Here is a 14,529-nt window from a genome sequence, read left to right on the forward strand (position 1 = left end):
GCAGACTTCCGGCAGGGTGCAGGGCTCCGCAATGGCGAATCAGGCACCGGTCATTCTCTGACTGCATGCTAGCACATTCGGCAAAGAAAAAAGGGAGGAAATCGAGTTTGCCCGCTATTCAGCGAATTGACGGGCGGGGAAATGTCGATGGGCAGCCTGTTGATTACTGGCGAAAAAGATCGGCCCGGGTATAGGGTTTTTCCAGACCCGCCAGGCTGGCGGAGAAGCGCTCCAGAAACTGCTGGGTAGTGGCAACGCGACCGTGACTCATCAGGACAAACGGCACGAGCAGCGCGGCCCCGATTTGCGGCCAGCTGAAGCCCTTTAGCGCGGTGCGGCGCTGGGAGATCAGAAACGCGGTGCTCAGCGTGAAGCCCAGCAGCAGACCGGTCGCCACCTCACTTTTCGAGTGTGCGTGGATAACGAGACGGGAGAAACCGACCATCAGCGGGATCAGATAGCCAACGCCAATCGCCGCCACGCGCAGCAGCGCAGGCCAGCGCCCGGAGATTAGCCACAGCATCACTGGCCACAGGGTGGCAGACATGGCGCTGTGACCGCTGAAGCCGGTAAAGTTGAAGCGGGCGCTGCCGATGCCAAAGCCCAGAAACAGAATTTTAGAAAGGCTGACGGTCAGACCGGCCAGGCCAAATGCCACAATCCAGTAAAACACCGTAAGACGGTTATCACTCTTCCACGGCAGAATCAGCGCAATAATCACCGCTGTCGGAATCAACAGCATGCTGTCGCCAAAATAGGTCAAAGTCTTCCAGTGCATACAACTCCTGATGCATCATTCGGTCGTCACGTTCGCGACACAGGTTATCTGAACGGCCCGCTGCGCAGGCCATTTTTTTCTGAGTAGGGGGTGACACTAGTTTATCGGTGAAATGAGTGGCGTCCAAAGGAGAAAGTCTGAAAAGTCGCAGACGCCATTTCTCTGGCATCAAAAGGCCGAAATCCCTATACTTAGCGCGAACACACCCTCTCCATTTCGGCCCGTCAGCTGCCCGCGTAATGTGTGACCAGTGGCAGGCTCCAGTTATCAGGTCTTAAAAAAGTATGACTGACAAGTCCCATCAGTGCGTGATTGTAGGCATTGCCGGCGCTTCCGCATCCGGTAAAAGTTTAATTGCCAGCACGCTCTATCGTGAAATCCGTGATCAGGTTGGTGGCGAGCATATCGGGGTTATCCCGGAAGATGCGTATTACAAAGATCAAAGTCACCTCACCATGGAAGAGAGGGTTAAAACCAATTATGACCATCCGAGCGCGATGGATCATGATTTACTGCTGCAGCATCTGCAGGCCGTCAAAGCCGGGCAGGATATTGAGCTGCCGGTGTATAGCTATGTCGAGCACACCCGCACCCAGGAAACGCAGATCCTCAAGGCGAAGAAGGTGATTATCCTTGAGGGGATCCTGCTGCTGACCGACGCGCGCCTGCGCCAGGAGCTCAACTTCTCCATCTTCGTGGACACGCCGCTCGACATCTGTCTGATGCGCCGTATGAAGCGTGACGTCAATGAGCGTGGCCGCTCCATGGATTCGGTGATGAGCCAGTATCAGAAGACCGTGCGTCCGATGTTCCTGCAGTTTATCGAACCGTCTAAGCAGTACGCGGATATCATCGTGCCGCGCGGCGGCAAGAACCGTATCGCCATCGATATCCTCAAGGCGAAAATCAACCAGTTTTTTGAATAGTTCACGTCCCTGAGGACGTGAGGCAGACCGGCGGCAGGCACGCCTGCCGGTTTGCTACACTCATGTCATGGAGTTACCGCAATGAGATTATGCGATCGCGATATCGAAGCCTGGCTGGATAGTGGCAAGCTGGCGATTGAGCCGCGTCCGCCGGTCGAGCGCATCAACGGCGCCACGGTCGATGTGCGCCTGGGCAATCAGTTCCGTACCTTCAGCGGTCATACCGCAGCCTTTATCGATCTGAGCGGCCCGAAACAGGAAGTGAGCGCGGCACTGGATCGCGTGATGAGCGATGAGATCGTGCTGGCAGATGGCGAAGCCTTTTTCCTGCATCCGGGTGAGCTGGCCCTCGCAGTAACGCTGGAGTCGGTGACGCTGCCGGACGATCTGGTGGGCTGGCTGGATGGTCGCTCTTCGCTGGCCCGGCTCGGACTGATGGTGCATGTCACGGCGCACCGCATCGATCCCGGCTGGCAGGGCCGGATCGTGCTGGAGTTCTACAATTCCGGTAAACTGCCGCTGGCGCTGCGTCCCGGTATGCTTATCGGCGCGCTGAGTTTCGAGCCGCTTTCTGGCCCGGCTGCGCGCCCTTATAACCGTCGTGAAGATGCCAAATATCGGGGTCAGCAGGGCGCTGACGCCAGTCGTATCGACAAAGACTGATCTGAGGATTTGATGAAAAGAGTGATAACCACGCTGGCCATCCTGTTAGTGGTGGTCGTAACGGGAATGAGCGCGCTGGTGCTGCTGGTCAATCCCAACGACTTTCGTGCCTATATGGTGCAGCAGGTCGAACAACGCAGTGGTTATCAGCTTCAGGTCAGCAGCGATCTGCGCTGGCACGTCTGGCCGCAGCTGAGCATTCTCTCCGGCCGGATGAGTCTGACCGCGCCCGGTGCCAGCCAGCCGCTGGTCTCGGCCGACAATATGCGGCTGGATGTGGATCTCTGGCCGCTGTTATCCCATCAGCTGAGCGTCAGCCAGGTGATGCTGAAAAATGCGGTGGTGCGCGTCACGCCAGACAGCGCTGCCCGGCTGAGCAAAAATGCCCCCCAGGGACCCCGTGATGCCGATCCGGTTGCCCCCTCCGGCGGCTGGTCGTTTGACATAGCGAAACTGCGGGTGGCAGACAGCCTGCTGATCTGGCAGCAGCCAGGCGGCGACGAATACAATTTCCGCGATCTCAACATGAACATGGAGCAGGACGCGAACAAGCAGGCGACGCTGGCGCTGAGCACCACGCTGATGCGCAACCAGCGCAACGCCACCGTCACCCTCAAAGGTCAGCTGGATGCCGCCCAGTATCCTCATCGTCTCACCGGCCAGCTCCAGCAGTTTGATTACACCCTTTCCGGTGCCGATATCCCGCCTCAGGGCATTAAAGGTTCGCTGACCCTGCAGGGTGAATGGAATGGCGACCGCCAGCAGTTTGCCTTCAGCAACCTGCAACTCACGGCCAATGACACCACGCTGACCGGTCAGGGTGAGGGTCATATTGCGCCGCCGCAGCGGCTGGCGCTGGATCTGAAAGCGACCACGCTGAACCTCGATAATCTGCTGAACGGTGCCCCCGTTGCCGAGACGCCCGGCGTGCAGCGCGCGACCGTCGCACGGTCGCCGGTGATTGCTGCGCCGCGTGAAACCCGCAATGCCGATTCCCCGCTGAACGAGATGGATCTGGCCCTGAAATTACAGGCGGACAGTGCGGTCTGGCGTGGACTGTCGCTCACCGGCCTCACCGTCGATGCCAGCAACCAGCAGGGGCTGATGACCCTGAACACCCTGCGCGGCAAACTGGGCAATGGCAGTTTCTCGATCCCCGGCAGCATTGATATCCGTCAGCCGGAGACGCAGGTGGCCCTGAAGCCACAGCTCCGGCTGATTGCCATTCAGCCGCTGCTGAAGGCATTTGCGCTGCCGGAGAGTCTGCAGGGTAATCTGAGTCTTGATGGCGAACTGGCCGGCGACACGCTGAATGTCGAGGCGGCCAAACGTCGCTGGCAGGGCAGGGCGACGATCAGCGCCAGTAACCTGAAGCTGGCTCAGATTAACCTTCAGCAGATGGTGCAGCGCGCCGTGGCGCGGGTGAGCGACAAAGTCAGCAATACAGAGAAGGCCGATGAAGGCATTGAGTCGATCAGTGCGCAGGTCGCCCTGAATAAAGGTGTGCTCAGCTTCAGCGATATCGAAGGCAATGGTCAGGATCTCGGCTTACAGGGCGCGGGCAGGGTGGATCTGGCGCAGCGTCAGCTGGACGTCACGCTGGGGCTGAAAATCAGCGGCTGGCAGGGCGACGACGCGCTGGTGAAGACGCTCTCTGCTCAGCCGATTCCGCTGCGTATGTATGGCGACTGGGACAGTCTGCAATATTCACTGCCGGTGGATGCCGTGCTGCGTGACCGGTTGCAGAGTGAAGCGAAATCCCGGCTCAATCAGTGGATCGATCGTCAGAAAGATGACGAGAACAAACAGAACCTGAAGAAAATCCTGCGCCCGTAACGGGCGCAGGATCTTACACCTCCTCAACAACAGGGGGCTGGAAGAGGATCTCCACCTTCTGAACCCGGTGGTTTTCAACCTGCAGGGTTTTCAGCTGATAGTCGCCCAGCTGCAGCGCATCGCCGGCCTGCGGGATGTGTTGCAGCTTATCCATCAGTAATCCTGCCAGCGTATGATAGTCGCGCTGTTCATCCAGCGGCAGCTTCACATAGAGCGCCAGATCTTCCAGTGGCATGTGGCCGTTAGCCACCCAGTGGCCTTCAGCCAGAATCTGAATATCGTAACGGGCGTCGATTTCACCGGCTTCGTTCGGCAGATTGCCGGCGATGGTTTCCATCACATCACTCAGGGTGACAACGCCCTCCACCGAACCAAACTCATCCACCACAAAGGCGAAGTGCGTGTGCGCCTGGCGAAACTGCTCCAGCGCCTGCAGCAGCGTCAGGCGTTCAGGAAACACCAGCGGCTGGCGGATCAGGGCGCGCAGGTCGAGCGACACGTTGTGCAGTGACTGATGCAGCAGATCGATGACGTGAACCACACCCAGCGGTTCGCTGGAGTGGTCGGTAATCAGGATTCGCGTGTGCTGATTGCGGTCGAGGCGTGACATGATCTCTGCCGGATCGTCACTGAGATCGATATGTTCGACGTCATGGCGCGAGGTCATGATGCTGTTGACGTGGCGCTGACCCAGACCCAGCACCCGGGCAATCATCACCCGCTCCTGCCGGTTAAACAGCATGCTGTCATCGCTGTCTGCAATCAGTGACGAGGTCTTTGCGTCCAGCTCCGCCGGTTCCGCCGCGCCACGCAGCAGTCGCAGCACCGCCTCCGCCGTTCGCTGACGCAGCGGGCGGCCCGCCGAGAGGACCCGCCTGCGGTTGAAGTGAGCCAGCTGGTTCAGCGCCTCAATAATTACCGAGAAGCCAATGGCGGCGTAGAGATACCCTTTCGGGATCACAAAGCCAAAGCCCTCTGCCACCAGACTGAAGCCAATCATCAGTAAAAAGCTTAAGCAGAGGATGACAATCGTCGGATGGCTGTTCACAAAGCGGGTTAAGGGCTTACTGGCCAGCAGCATCAGCAGAATGGCAATCGTAACCGCAATCATCATAACCGGCAGGTCGTTGACCATCCCGACGGCCGTAATCACGGCATCCAGTGAAAAGATGGCGTCCAGCACCACAATCTGCGCCACCACCGGCCAGAATTTAGCGCCGCCTTTTTGTTGACCGCTCTCTTCATCATGGCCTTCCAGCCGCGCATTCAACTCTGTTGTGGCCTTAAATAGCAGGAAAATCCCGCCTGACAGCAGCAGCAAATCGCGCGCACTGAAGGGATGGCCCGCCAGCGTAACCCAGGGTTCCTTCAGCGTAACCAGCCAGGAGAGCGAAGCCAGCAGCAGCAACCGGCACAGCAGCGCCAGCAGCAGCCCGATCACGCGTGCCCGGTCACGAAGGGGCCCGGGAAGCTTTTCAACCAGAATGGCGATGAAGATCAGATTGTCGATACCTAAAACCAGTTCCAGAACGATTAGCGTTACTAATCCTGCCCAGAGCGAGGGATCCGCCATTACGTCCAGCATCTCGTGTTCACCTGAATATTTTAAATTGCGTTTTCTCTGATGATAGTGGAGTGCGAAGCCCGGTACAAATGGCAGGGCAGGGGCGTTACAGCCGGATAGCCCGGATTTATCGTGCAAAAGATGAGCACAACGATGTGACGGTTTGATTAACTCTGCAGGGGGGAGGGGAGATAATTCTTACTCATTCTGCACCGTGAAAACGATATTCACCTGCGGGGCTTATGCGATTTATCGCAGCGGGAGTATGGCATTAATCCGAATTATTACGAAAGGATTGCACTGCCTGTCTGGCTTCAATACTAATCGCTGGTAGTCTTTTTCCTAAAATAGTCCAGGGATAGCGGGACCTGCTTGTAAACAAGCCAGTAATAACTAGTATAGCAACAAGTTAGCAAACTCTTCCCCAGAGTCGTAATTTGCGTAGCAATTCGACATTAATCGCAATGTCCGGATTGCGTAATTTGAGCGCGAACGTCTGTATGATGCGTTCCGGTAACGCTGACGCATTATGGGGAGCAATATGAATGATGACAGCGATATTGGCAGCGACAGCCAAGGGCGGTAGCGTGCCTGAATCGTGTTTTTCGTTGATAAAATGAGCAGCGCTGGCGGTGATTAAAGTCAGAGTAATCTGTTGGTATTCATCACAATATTATTGGATTTATGGTTAAGATCATGGGCGTAAACGCCGCAGGAGCTCCCCTTAGAAACGGCTCAGTCTGAAGAGGCTTCATCGTTCAGCGATTAAACAGGCGATAGCCGTTGCGGGTTAAAGGAAATAAAATAAAGAGTTAAATATGCGCGATACACAATTTACGTTTAAAAGTCTTATTACCAAATTAACGCTGGCCTGTTCAGATTTAATTTGTTTCAACGCAGCTTTATTTATAGCGATGATGCTAATTAATGTTCAGTCAGATTCGCCGCTGGCAGATATTTCTGAAAAAGAAATGAATCTACAAATTGCCACGCACATTTGTCTGTCAATTATTTGCATCGGCTGGTTCTGGGTAAGACTTCGTCACTACACTTACCGCAAACCTTTCTGGTTCGAATTAAAAGAAGTTTTTCGTACCATTCTTATATTTTCTGTTATTGACCTGTCGATTACCGCGCTGTCGCAGTGGCAGATGTCGCGTTTCGTCTGGCTGCTGACCTGGGTACTGGCGCTGATTTTCATTCCAACCTGTCGCGCCCTGGCAAAACGTCTGCTTAATAAAAATGGCTTGTGGAAAAAACAGACCATTATTATTGGCAGCAGCAAAAATGCCCACGAAGCCTGGCAGGCGCTGCAAAGCGAAGAGGTGATGGGCTTTGACGTGGTGGCCTTCTATGACGTTGATGGAACCTGCCCGCAGGAGATCATGAACGGCGTGCCGGTGCTGCGTGACGAGCAGGAACTCTGGCATCTGGCCAGCAGTGAAACCCAGTTCATCGTGGCGGTGGAGTTTGAGCAGAGTCAGTACCGCGATATGTGGCTGAAGTCGCTGGCGATGCACAACTGCCGTTCCGTCTCCGTTATCCCGACCCTGCGCGGTGTGCCGCTCTACGGGACCGACATGGCCTACATCTTCAGCCATGAAGTGATGATTCTGCGTGTTCAGAACAACCTGGCGAAACGCACGTCGCGCTTCCTGAAGCGGACATTCGATATTGTCGGTGCGCTGTCGATTATTCTGATGCTGATGCCTGCGCTGCTGGTGCTCGGCTTCCTGGTTGGCCGTGATGGTGGACCGCCGATTTATGGTCACGAACGTGTAGGAATGAATGGCCGTAAATTTAAATGCCTGAAGTTCCGCTCGATGGTGATTAATTCCAAAGAAGTGCTGGAAGAGGTCCTTCGTACTGACCCGATTGCACGTGCGGAATGGGATAAAGATTTCAAACTTAAAAATGATCCACGTATTACTAAAGTGGGCCACTTCATTCGTAAAACCAGTCTGGATGAGTTACCTCAGCTCTGGAATGTGGTGCGCGGTGATATGAGCCTGGTCGGTCCTCGTCCGGTCATTGAAGATGAACTCTGCCGTTATGCTGGTGATGTTGATTATTACCTGATGGCTAAGCCAGGCATGACGGGATTGTGGCAGGTCAGCGGTCGTAATGATGTTGACTATGAAACCCGCGTCTATTTCGACTCGTGGTACGTAAAAAACTGGTCACTGTGGAATGACATCGCCATTCTGTTCAAAACAGTGGGTGTCGTCCTGAAACGTGACGGTGCGTATTAAGTGTGAGTCGAAAGGAGTGCGTTAACGCGCACTCAGAGGTGTTGTGCCGTTGTCAGGCGTGTCGTTGTTGGCGCCATCGTCAGGGATATCGTCGTGCATTATTAGTCTACTATGATGCACGGCACGCAGATTCGCCCTGACAGATGGCGACAACGTATAACAAGTGGAGCAAGGATAATGAACGACAGGTTCAGAGCTTAAGTCAGGCAGGATTTACTTTTTTTGTTGGACGCTTACACAGCGGCGGTTTCGCCTCTATCAATAAATAACTGATAGCGAAGATCTAAATGATTACAATCAAAATGAAATTGATACCCTTGCTGGTATCCGCCACATTCCTCAGCGGGTGTACGATCGAACCAGGTCAGCGCCTTTCTACGTCGGGAAAAGATGTCATTGAGCAGCAGGATAGCAACTTTGACATCGACAAATACGTCAACGTCTTTCCGTTAACCCCTTCACTGGTTGAGAAGATGCGTCCTAAGCCACTGGTGGCCCAGGCGAACCCGACTCTCCAGAACGAAATTCAGAACTACGAATACCGTATCGGTGTGGGCGATGTCCTGACCATCACGGTCTGGGATCACCCGGAGCTGACCACCCCAGCCGGTCAGTATCGTAGCGCCAGCGACACCGGCAACTGGGTACACTCAGACGGCACCATCTTCTATCCTTACATCGGTCGTGTGCGTGTCGCGGGCCGTACCGTCGGCGACGTTCGTAACGAAGTCGCCCGTCGCCTGGCACAGTACATCGAAAGTCCTCAGGTTGATGTCAGCATCGCCTCGTTCAAATCACAGAAAGCCTACGTGACCGGCTCTGTCACCACCTCAGGCCAGCAGCCGATTACCAACGTGCCGCTGACGATTCTGGATGCGATTAACGCCGCGGGCGGCCTGGCTGCCGATGCAGACTGGCGTAACGTCGTGCTGACGCACAACGGTCGTGAGCAGCGTGTCTCTCTGCAGGCGCTGATGCAGAATGGCGACCTGAGCCAGAACCATCTCCTCTATCCGGGCGATATCCTCTACGTTCCGCGTAATGACGATCTGAAAATCTTCGTCATGGGCGAAGTGAAGCAGCAGGCGACCCTGAAAATGGACCGCAGCGGCATGACGCTGGCGGAAGCGCTGGGTAATGCGGCCGGGATGGATCAGACCACCTCTGACGCCACCGGTGTCTTCGTTATCCGTCCACTGCACGGTACCGATCGCAGCAAGATTGCCAACATCTATCAGTTGAACACCAAAGATGCGGCATCCATGGTGATGGGCACCGATTTCCAGCTTCAGCCTTACGACATCGTTTATGTCACCTCTACACCGCTGACGCGCTGGAACCGTGTGATCTCGCAATTACTGCCAACCATTGCGGGTATCAACGATGTGAGCGAGAGCGCGCTGCGTATCCGCAACTGGTCGAACTAAGGTCTGACCATGATTACGTCCGTGTTAGTCGTTTGCGTCGGCAATATCTGCCGCTCTCCCACCGGAGAGCGCCTGTTTAAACGCGCGCTGCCCGATTTGGATGTTCGTTCTGCTGGCCTGGGGGCGCTGGTAGGCCACCCGGCCGACCAGACAGCCTCTGACGTCGCCGCTGCGCAGGGTCTGTCGCTGGACGGTCACCAGGCGCAGCAGCTGACGGCCGAGATGTGCCGTCAGGCCGATCTGATTCTGGTGATGGAAAAGCGACAGATTGAACAGGTGAATCGCATCGACCCCGCTGCGCGTGGCAAAACCATGCTGCTTGGGCACTGGCTCAATCAGAAAGAAATTGCGGATCCGTATCGAAAAAGCCGTGAGGCCTTTGAAGAGATTTACGGGTTACTGGAAAACGCTACCCAGAAGTGGGTCAACGTATTAAGCCGATAGTTGGGATTATCCATGAATATAAAAAATAAGGTCAGAACCGCGCCGGGAGAGGAGTCGAATGGATGGGATCTGGCGCATCTTGTGGGACAGCTAATTGATCATCGCTGGATCATTGTTGCCGTTACCGCTTTTTTCATGCTGGCGGGAACACTCTACACACTGTTTGCGACACCGATTTACAGCGCAGATGCGCTGGTTCAGGTTGAGCAGAAGAACGCCAGCACCGTTCTGAACGAAATTGACAGCATTCTGCCACCGACCCCGGCGTCTGATACGGAAATCGAGATCCTCGAATCCCGTATGGTCATCGGCAAAACGGTTGACGATCTGGGTCTGGATACCGTGGTTGAGCAGAACTACTTCCCGGTTATCGGTAAGGGTCTGTCGCGCCTGATGGGGAATAAACCTGCCAGCATCGCGATTTCCCGCCTGGAAATCCCACGCACCATCGACAAGCGTAACGTGGAACTGGAAGTGACCGGCCCGCAGAGCTACACCGTTTCTAAAGATGGTGATGAGCTGTTCAAAGGTAAAGTCGGTCAGCTGGAGTCGCACGGCGACGTCACCATGCTGGTCAGCGAGATCCACGCTGACGAAGGCACCAGCTTCACCGTCACCAAGCTGAACGACCTGCAGGCGATCCGTTCTGTTCTCTCCAACCTGACCGTAGCTGACAAAGGTAAAGATACCGGCGTGCTGGGTCTGGAGTACCTGGGTGAAGATCCGGAGCAGATCAGCAAAGTCCTGAATCAGATCGTGAACAACTATCTGCTGCAGAACGTTGAGCGCAAGTCTGAGCAGGCCGAGAAAAGTCTGGAGTTCCTGCGCACTCAGCTGCCTGCCGTTCGCAGCAAGCTGGATGATGCGGAAAACAAACTGAACGCCTTCCGTCGTCAGAACGAATCGGTTGACCTGTCACTGGAAGCGAAATCTGCCCTGGACTCTTCTGTCAGCGTGCAGAGCCAGCTGAACGAACTGACCTTCCGTGAAGCGGAAGTCTCTCAGCTGTTCACCAAAGATCACCCGACCTACCGTGCGCTGCTGGAAAAACGTAAAACGCTGGAGAATGAGCAGGCTCAGCTGAACAAGAAAATCTCTGGCATGCCTCAGACTCAGCAGGAAATCCTGCGTCTGACCCGTGACGTTCAGTCTGGTCAGGAGATCTACATGCAGCTGCTGAACCGTCAGCAGGAGCTGGGCATCAGTAAAGCGAGCACCGTGGGTGATGTCCGCATCATCGACAGCGCGCAGACAGCAAACGCGCCGGTTGCACCGAAGAAGATGCTGATCATCGCCGCAAGCCTGATTCTGGGTCTGTTCGTGTCGGTCGGTCTGGTTCTGCTGAAAGCGCTGCTGCATCACGGCATCGAGAACCCGGATCAGCTGGAAGAGCTGGGCATGAATGTCTATGCCAGCGTGCCTCTGTCAGACTGGCAGCGTAAGAAGGATACCGAAGCCCTGGCGCGTCGCGGCAGCAAGGTGAAAACCGATCCGCACGAAACGCTGCTGGCGCTGGGTAACCCGACTGACCTCTCTATCGAAGCGATTCGTAGTCTGCGTACCAGCCTGCACTTCGCCATGATGGAAGCGAAAAACAACATCCTGATGATCACCGGTGCCAGCCCGGGTATTGGTAAAACCTTTATCTGTGCCAACCTGGCGACCCTGGTCGCGAAAGCGGGCCAGCGTGTGCTGTTCATCGATGGCGACATGCGTCGTGGCTACACCCACGAGCTGCTGGGCGCGGATAACAAATCAGGCCTGTCCAACGTCCTGTCCGGTAAAACCGAGTTCAGCCCGGCGCTGATTCAGCAGGGGGTATACGGTTTCGACTTCCTGCCTCGTGGTCAGGTGCCACCGAACCCGTCTGAGCTGCTGATGCATCGTCGCATGGGTGAGCTGCTGGACTGGGCGAGCAAGAACTACGACCTGGTATTAATCGATACGCCACCTATCCTGGCCGTTACCGATGCGTCAATTATCGGTAAGCTGGCAGGCACCTCGCTGATGGTGGCGCGTTTCGAAGCCAACACCACGAAAGAAGTGGACGTCAGCTTCAAACGCTTTGCCCAGAACGGTATTGAGATTAAAGGTGTGATCCTCAACGCCGTGGTGCGTAAAGCGGCCAACGCGTATGGCTATGGTTACGACTACTACGCCTACGACTACGGCAAGACCAACAAAAGCTGATCATTGAGTAAGCAACAGGGGGCGGTCTGACCGCCCCTTTTTATCGTCCCTTTGAATGACGACACGCATCAATTGACACAGGTTATTCTGTCCGGACCCGGAAAAGCGATAAAACGATAAATCGCATGGCGAGCGTCACTCAACAGACTTCATCTCCAGCAGGGCATCGCCCGCACGTCATTTGTGATCGTGCTCTCTGGCTCGCGGAAAAGCCGGCCGGGAAGGCGAAGCAGGATGATTGCTGGCATGAGAACTTGTGGAATTAAGGAATCACACCATGGCTCCCTATTGGTATGTATCAGGCTTTTTACTGCTGCTTGCGCTGTTTGAAATCGCGCTAAAAAAAGACGAACGCACAAATCATATTCTGACCTGGCTGCTCTGTGTGGCCGCCATACTGTTGATTGTTTTCGGGGGGATTCGCGGTCTCGGCACCGGCATGGATGATTTCCAGTACCGGAGTTTCTTTGAAGACTTTGTCAGACGTATCGAGATTAACGGCTTCTTTAAAACCGTCGCATTTTTCCGTTATGAACCGCTGATTTTTGCGATCGCCTGGCTGACCAGCCTGTTTTCGCACAACGCCAGCATCTTTCTGTTTGTCTTCTGCGCCATTGCCGTTTTCATTAACACTTACTTTTTCCGGAAGATGTCACCCTATCCGGTGCTGGCGCTGATGCTCTATTCGGCGCACATCTTTATCAACAAAGACATCAACCAGATTCGCTTTGGCCTGAGCTCGGCGCTGTTCCTTGGCGTCCTGTGGTCGATCTATCTCAAGCGCTACTGGTGGGCGTTTGCCTTTTTCGTGCTGTCGTTCACCAGTCACAACACCGGGATCATGGTCGTGACGCTGGTGCCGTTCCTGTTTATTCGTGACTGGCGCTGGTGGCCGGTGATCATCATCGTGGCCAGCCTGCCGCTCTCCGTCGTGGGCGGTTCCAGCTTTATTGCCCTGATTGCCGGACATCTGGGATCGCTGGGTGAGAGGGCGTCGGGCTATAACAATGACCCCTCTTATGCGATGGGTGGCAGTATCCTGGCGGTGTCGAACCTGAAAAACATTATGCTGGTGTTTGTGTTTTTCTATTTCATGCTGACCGATGAACTGAAGCGCGAAAATTACGCCCAGTATCGTCTTAACTATCTGCTGATTTTAAGTTTTGCCATCGGCGGCGCGATCAGGATCTTCCTGTACAACTTCCCATCCGGTTCGCGTCTGTCTAACTATCTGCAGCAGGTTGAACCGATCATCCTGACCTCGCTGATTTATCAGGCCAGACGGTCATGGAAACCCGCGCTGTTTGGCATGCTGGTGTTCTTCCTGCTCTATTACCTCTACTACAACACCATTTCAACCAAGCAGGCGGTGACCGGCTATGAAGTGGCGCGGGAGTTTTGGTTGATTCACTGATTACCGGGCGGCTGGACTCTCCAGAGAGGCGGCCGCCTGTCAGATCCCCGGTTTTTCTTCGACGGTTGTCGACTGAACTGTTTATTTTTGAATTATTTTGATGAGGTGCTGGCCATGAAGGACATTCGTTTCTCTATCGTAATTCCGGCTTATAACGCGTCAGAATCGATTGTCACGACGCTGGATTGCGTTAAAGCTCAAACGTATCGCAATTTTGAGGTCATCATCGTTGATGATAAGTCGGCGGATGCCGCCGCGCTGGCGGACGTTGTTCGCAGCGAACGCTATCAGGAGCTGGATATCAATCTGGTGCTCTCTGAGGTGAAACTTAACGGCGCCGGTGCGCGCAACAAAGGCATTGAGCTGGCCACAGGCGACTATGTCAGCTTCCTGGACGCCGATGATGAGTGGGCCGCTGACAAACTGCAGCAGGTGAGCGAGAAAATCGCGCAGCTGGAGGGGCAGGGCAGACAGAAATTTGTCATCTTCAGTCAGGTCAATATCTATCAGGATGGATCGTTCCTGAAAGTAATGCCGATGCAGCCACCAGGCAAAAACGAAACCGTCGCCGAGTATCTGTTCGGCTGCTACGGCTTTATCCAGACCAGCACCATCGTGCTGAAGCGGGAAGACGCGGCAAAAATTCAGTTCGATACCCGCTATATCCGCCATCAGGATTATGATTTCTGTATTCGTGCCGACCGCATGGGCTATGACTTCGTGATGATTGCCGCGCCGCTGGCGAACTATCATCTGGTCACCAAATTTGGATCGAAGCACAAAGGCGAATCGGTGAAATATTCGATGTTCTGGCTTGATACCATGAAGCCGCATCTGACCCCGCGTGATATCCACACCTACAAAGCCTTTAAGCTGCCGCTGCGCTACAAGATGGATGGCAAGTCGCTGATGGCGAGCCTGAGCTTTGCCCGCTACTTCTTCCTCACCAACAAAGATAACCGTGCCTATTTCATGAACCGGGTCAAAGACAAGGTCAGAGCACGTTTCGGTGGTGAGAAAGCGATCTCCTGACGC

11 protein-coding genes are annotated in these 14,529 nt (G+C 54.9%); 9 read left to right on the top strand and 2 right to left on the bottom strand.

All coding sequences use genetic code 11. The annotated features are described in order from the left end of the window. Positions 1-163: 163 nt before the first annotated feature. Entirely contained in the window at positions 164-778 is a 615-nt protein-coding gene (locus tag OJ965_RS08995) for a phosphatase PAP2 family protein (RefSeq protein WP_009089238.1), read from the bottom strand. A gap of 284 nt (positions 779-1,062) precedes the next feature. Between OJ965_RS08995 and udk the strand changes: the two genes are divergently transcribed. The 3 genes from udk (at position 1,063) to asmA (ending at position 4,203) form a co-directional block, all read left to right on the top strand. Then, on the top strand, positions 1,063-1,704 hold the full coding sequence (gene udk, locus OJ965_RS09000) for a uridine kinase (protein ID WP_009089240.1): 642 nt from the start codon (positions 1,063-1,065) through the stop codon (positions 1,702-1,704). 81 nt (positions 1,705-1,785) lie between these two features. Continuing rightward, positions 1,786-2,367, top strand: coding sequence for a dCTP deaminase (gene dcd / locus OJ965_RS09005; protein WP_009089244.1), 582 nt, complete (start codon positions 1,786-1,788; stop codon positions 2,365-2,367). A 12-nt stretch (positions 2,368-2,379) separates the two neighbouring features. Then, positions 2,380-4,203 carry an outer membrane assembly protein AsmA gene (gene asmA / locus OJ965_RS09010; RefSeq protein ID WP_265138897.1) on the top strand — a complete coding sequence of 608 codons (1,824 nt, stop codon included), beginning with the start codon at positions 2,380-2,382 and terminating at the stop codon, positions 4,201-4,203. A 13-nt stretch (positions 4,204-4,216) separates the two neighbouring features. Here asmA and OJ965_RS09015 read toward each other — a convergent pair whose 3' ends face one another. After that, complete coding sequence (locus tag OJ965_RS09015; RefSeq protein ID WP_265138899.1) at positions 4,217-5,788, bottom strand: TerC family protein; 1,572 nt, start codon at positions 5,786-5,788, stop codon at positions 4,217-4,219. A 797-nt stretch (positions 5,789-6,585) separates the two neighbouring features. On the opposite strand from OJ965_RS09015, the gene wbaP reads away from it, so the two are divergent. The 6 genes from wbaP (at position 6,586) to OJ965_RS09045 (ending at position 14,526) form a co-directional block, all read left to right on the top strand. Next, on the top strand, positions 6,586-8,019 hold the full coding sequence (wbaP, locus tag OJ965_RS09020; RefSeq protein WP_009089249.1) for an undecaprenyl-phosphate galactose phosphotransferase WbaP: 1,434 nt from the start codon (positions 6,586-6,588) through the stop codon (positions 8,017-8,019). 287 nt (positions 8,020-8,306) lie between these two features. Then, on the top strand, positions 8,307-9,446 hold the full coding sequence (locus OJ965_RS09025; protein ID WP_009089251.1) for a polysaccharide export protein: 1,140 nt from the start codon (positions 8,307-8,309) through the stop codon (positions 9,444-9,446). Between the two features lie 9 nt (positions 9,447-9,455). After that, positions 9,456-9,890 carry an arsenate reductase/protein-tyrosine-phosphatase family protein gene (locus tag OJ965_RS09030; RefSeq protein WP_009089253.1) on the top strand — a complete coding sequence of 145 codons (435 nt, stop codon included), beginning with the start codon at positions 9,456-9,458 and terminating at the stop codon, positions 9,888-9,890. A 12-nt stretch (positions 9,891-9,902) separates the two neighbouring features. Then, entirely contained in the window at positions 9,903-12,080 is a 2,178-nt protein-coding gene (wzc, locus tag OJ965_RS09035; protein WP_009089255.1) for a tyrosine-protein kinase Wzc, read from the top strand. A 277-nt stretch (positions 12,081-12,357) separates the two neighbouring features. Next, positions 12,358-13,494, top strand: a complete 1,137-nt coding sequence (locus tag OJ965_RS09040; RefSeq protein ID WP_009089257.1) for an EpsG family protein — start codon at positions 12,358-12,360, stop codon at positions 13,492-13,494. A 114-nt stretch (positions 13,495-13,608) separates the two neighbouring features. Beyond that, positions 13,609-14,526 (top strand): glycosyltransferase family 2 protein, encoded by a 918-nt coding sequence (locus tag OJ965_RS09045; RefSeq protein WP_009089259.1) that lies wholly within the window; start codon positions 13,609-13,611, stop codon positions 14,524-14,526. Positions 14,527-14,529 lie beyond the last annotated feature (3 nt).

This window comes from Pantoea anthophila (assembly GCF_026104315.1).
GTDB classification, from domain to species: domain Bacteria; phylum Pseudomonadota; class Gammaproteobacteria; order Enterobacterales; family Enterobacteriaceae; genus Pantoea; species Pantoea anthophila.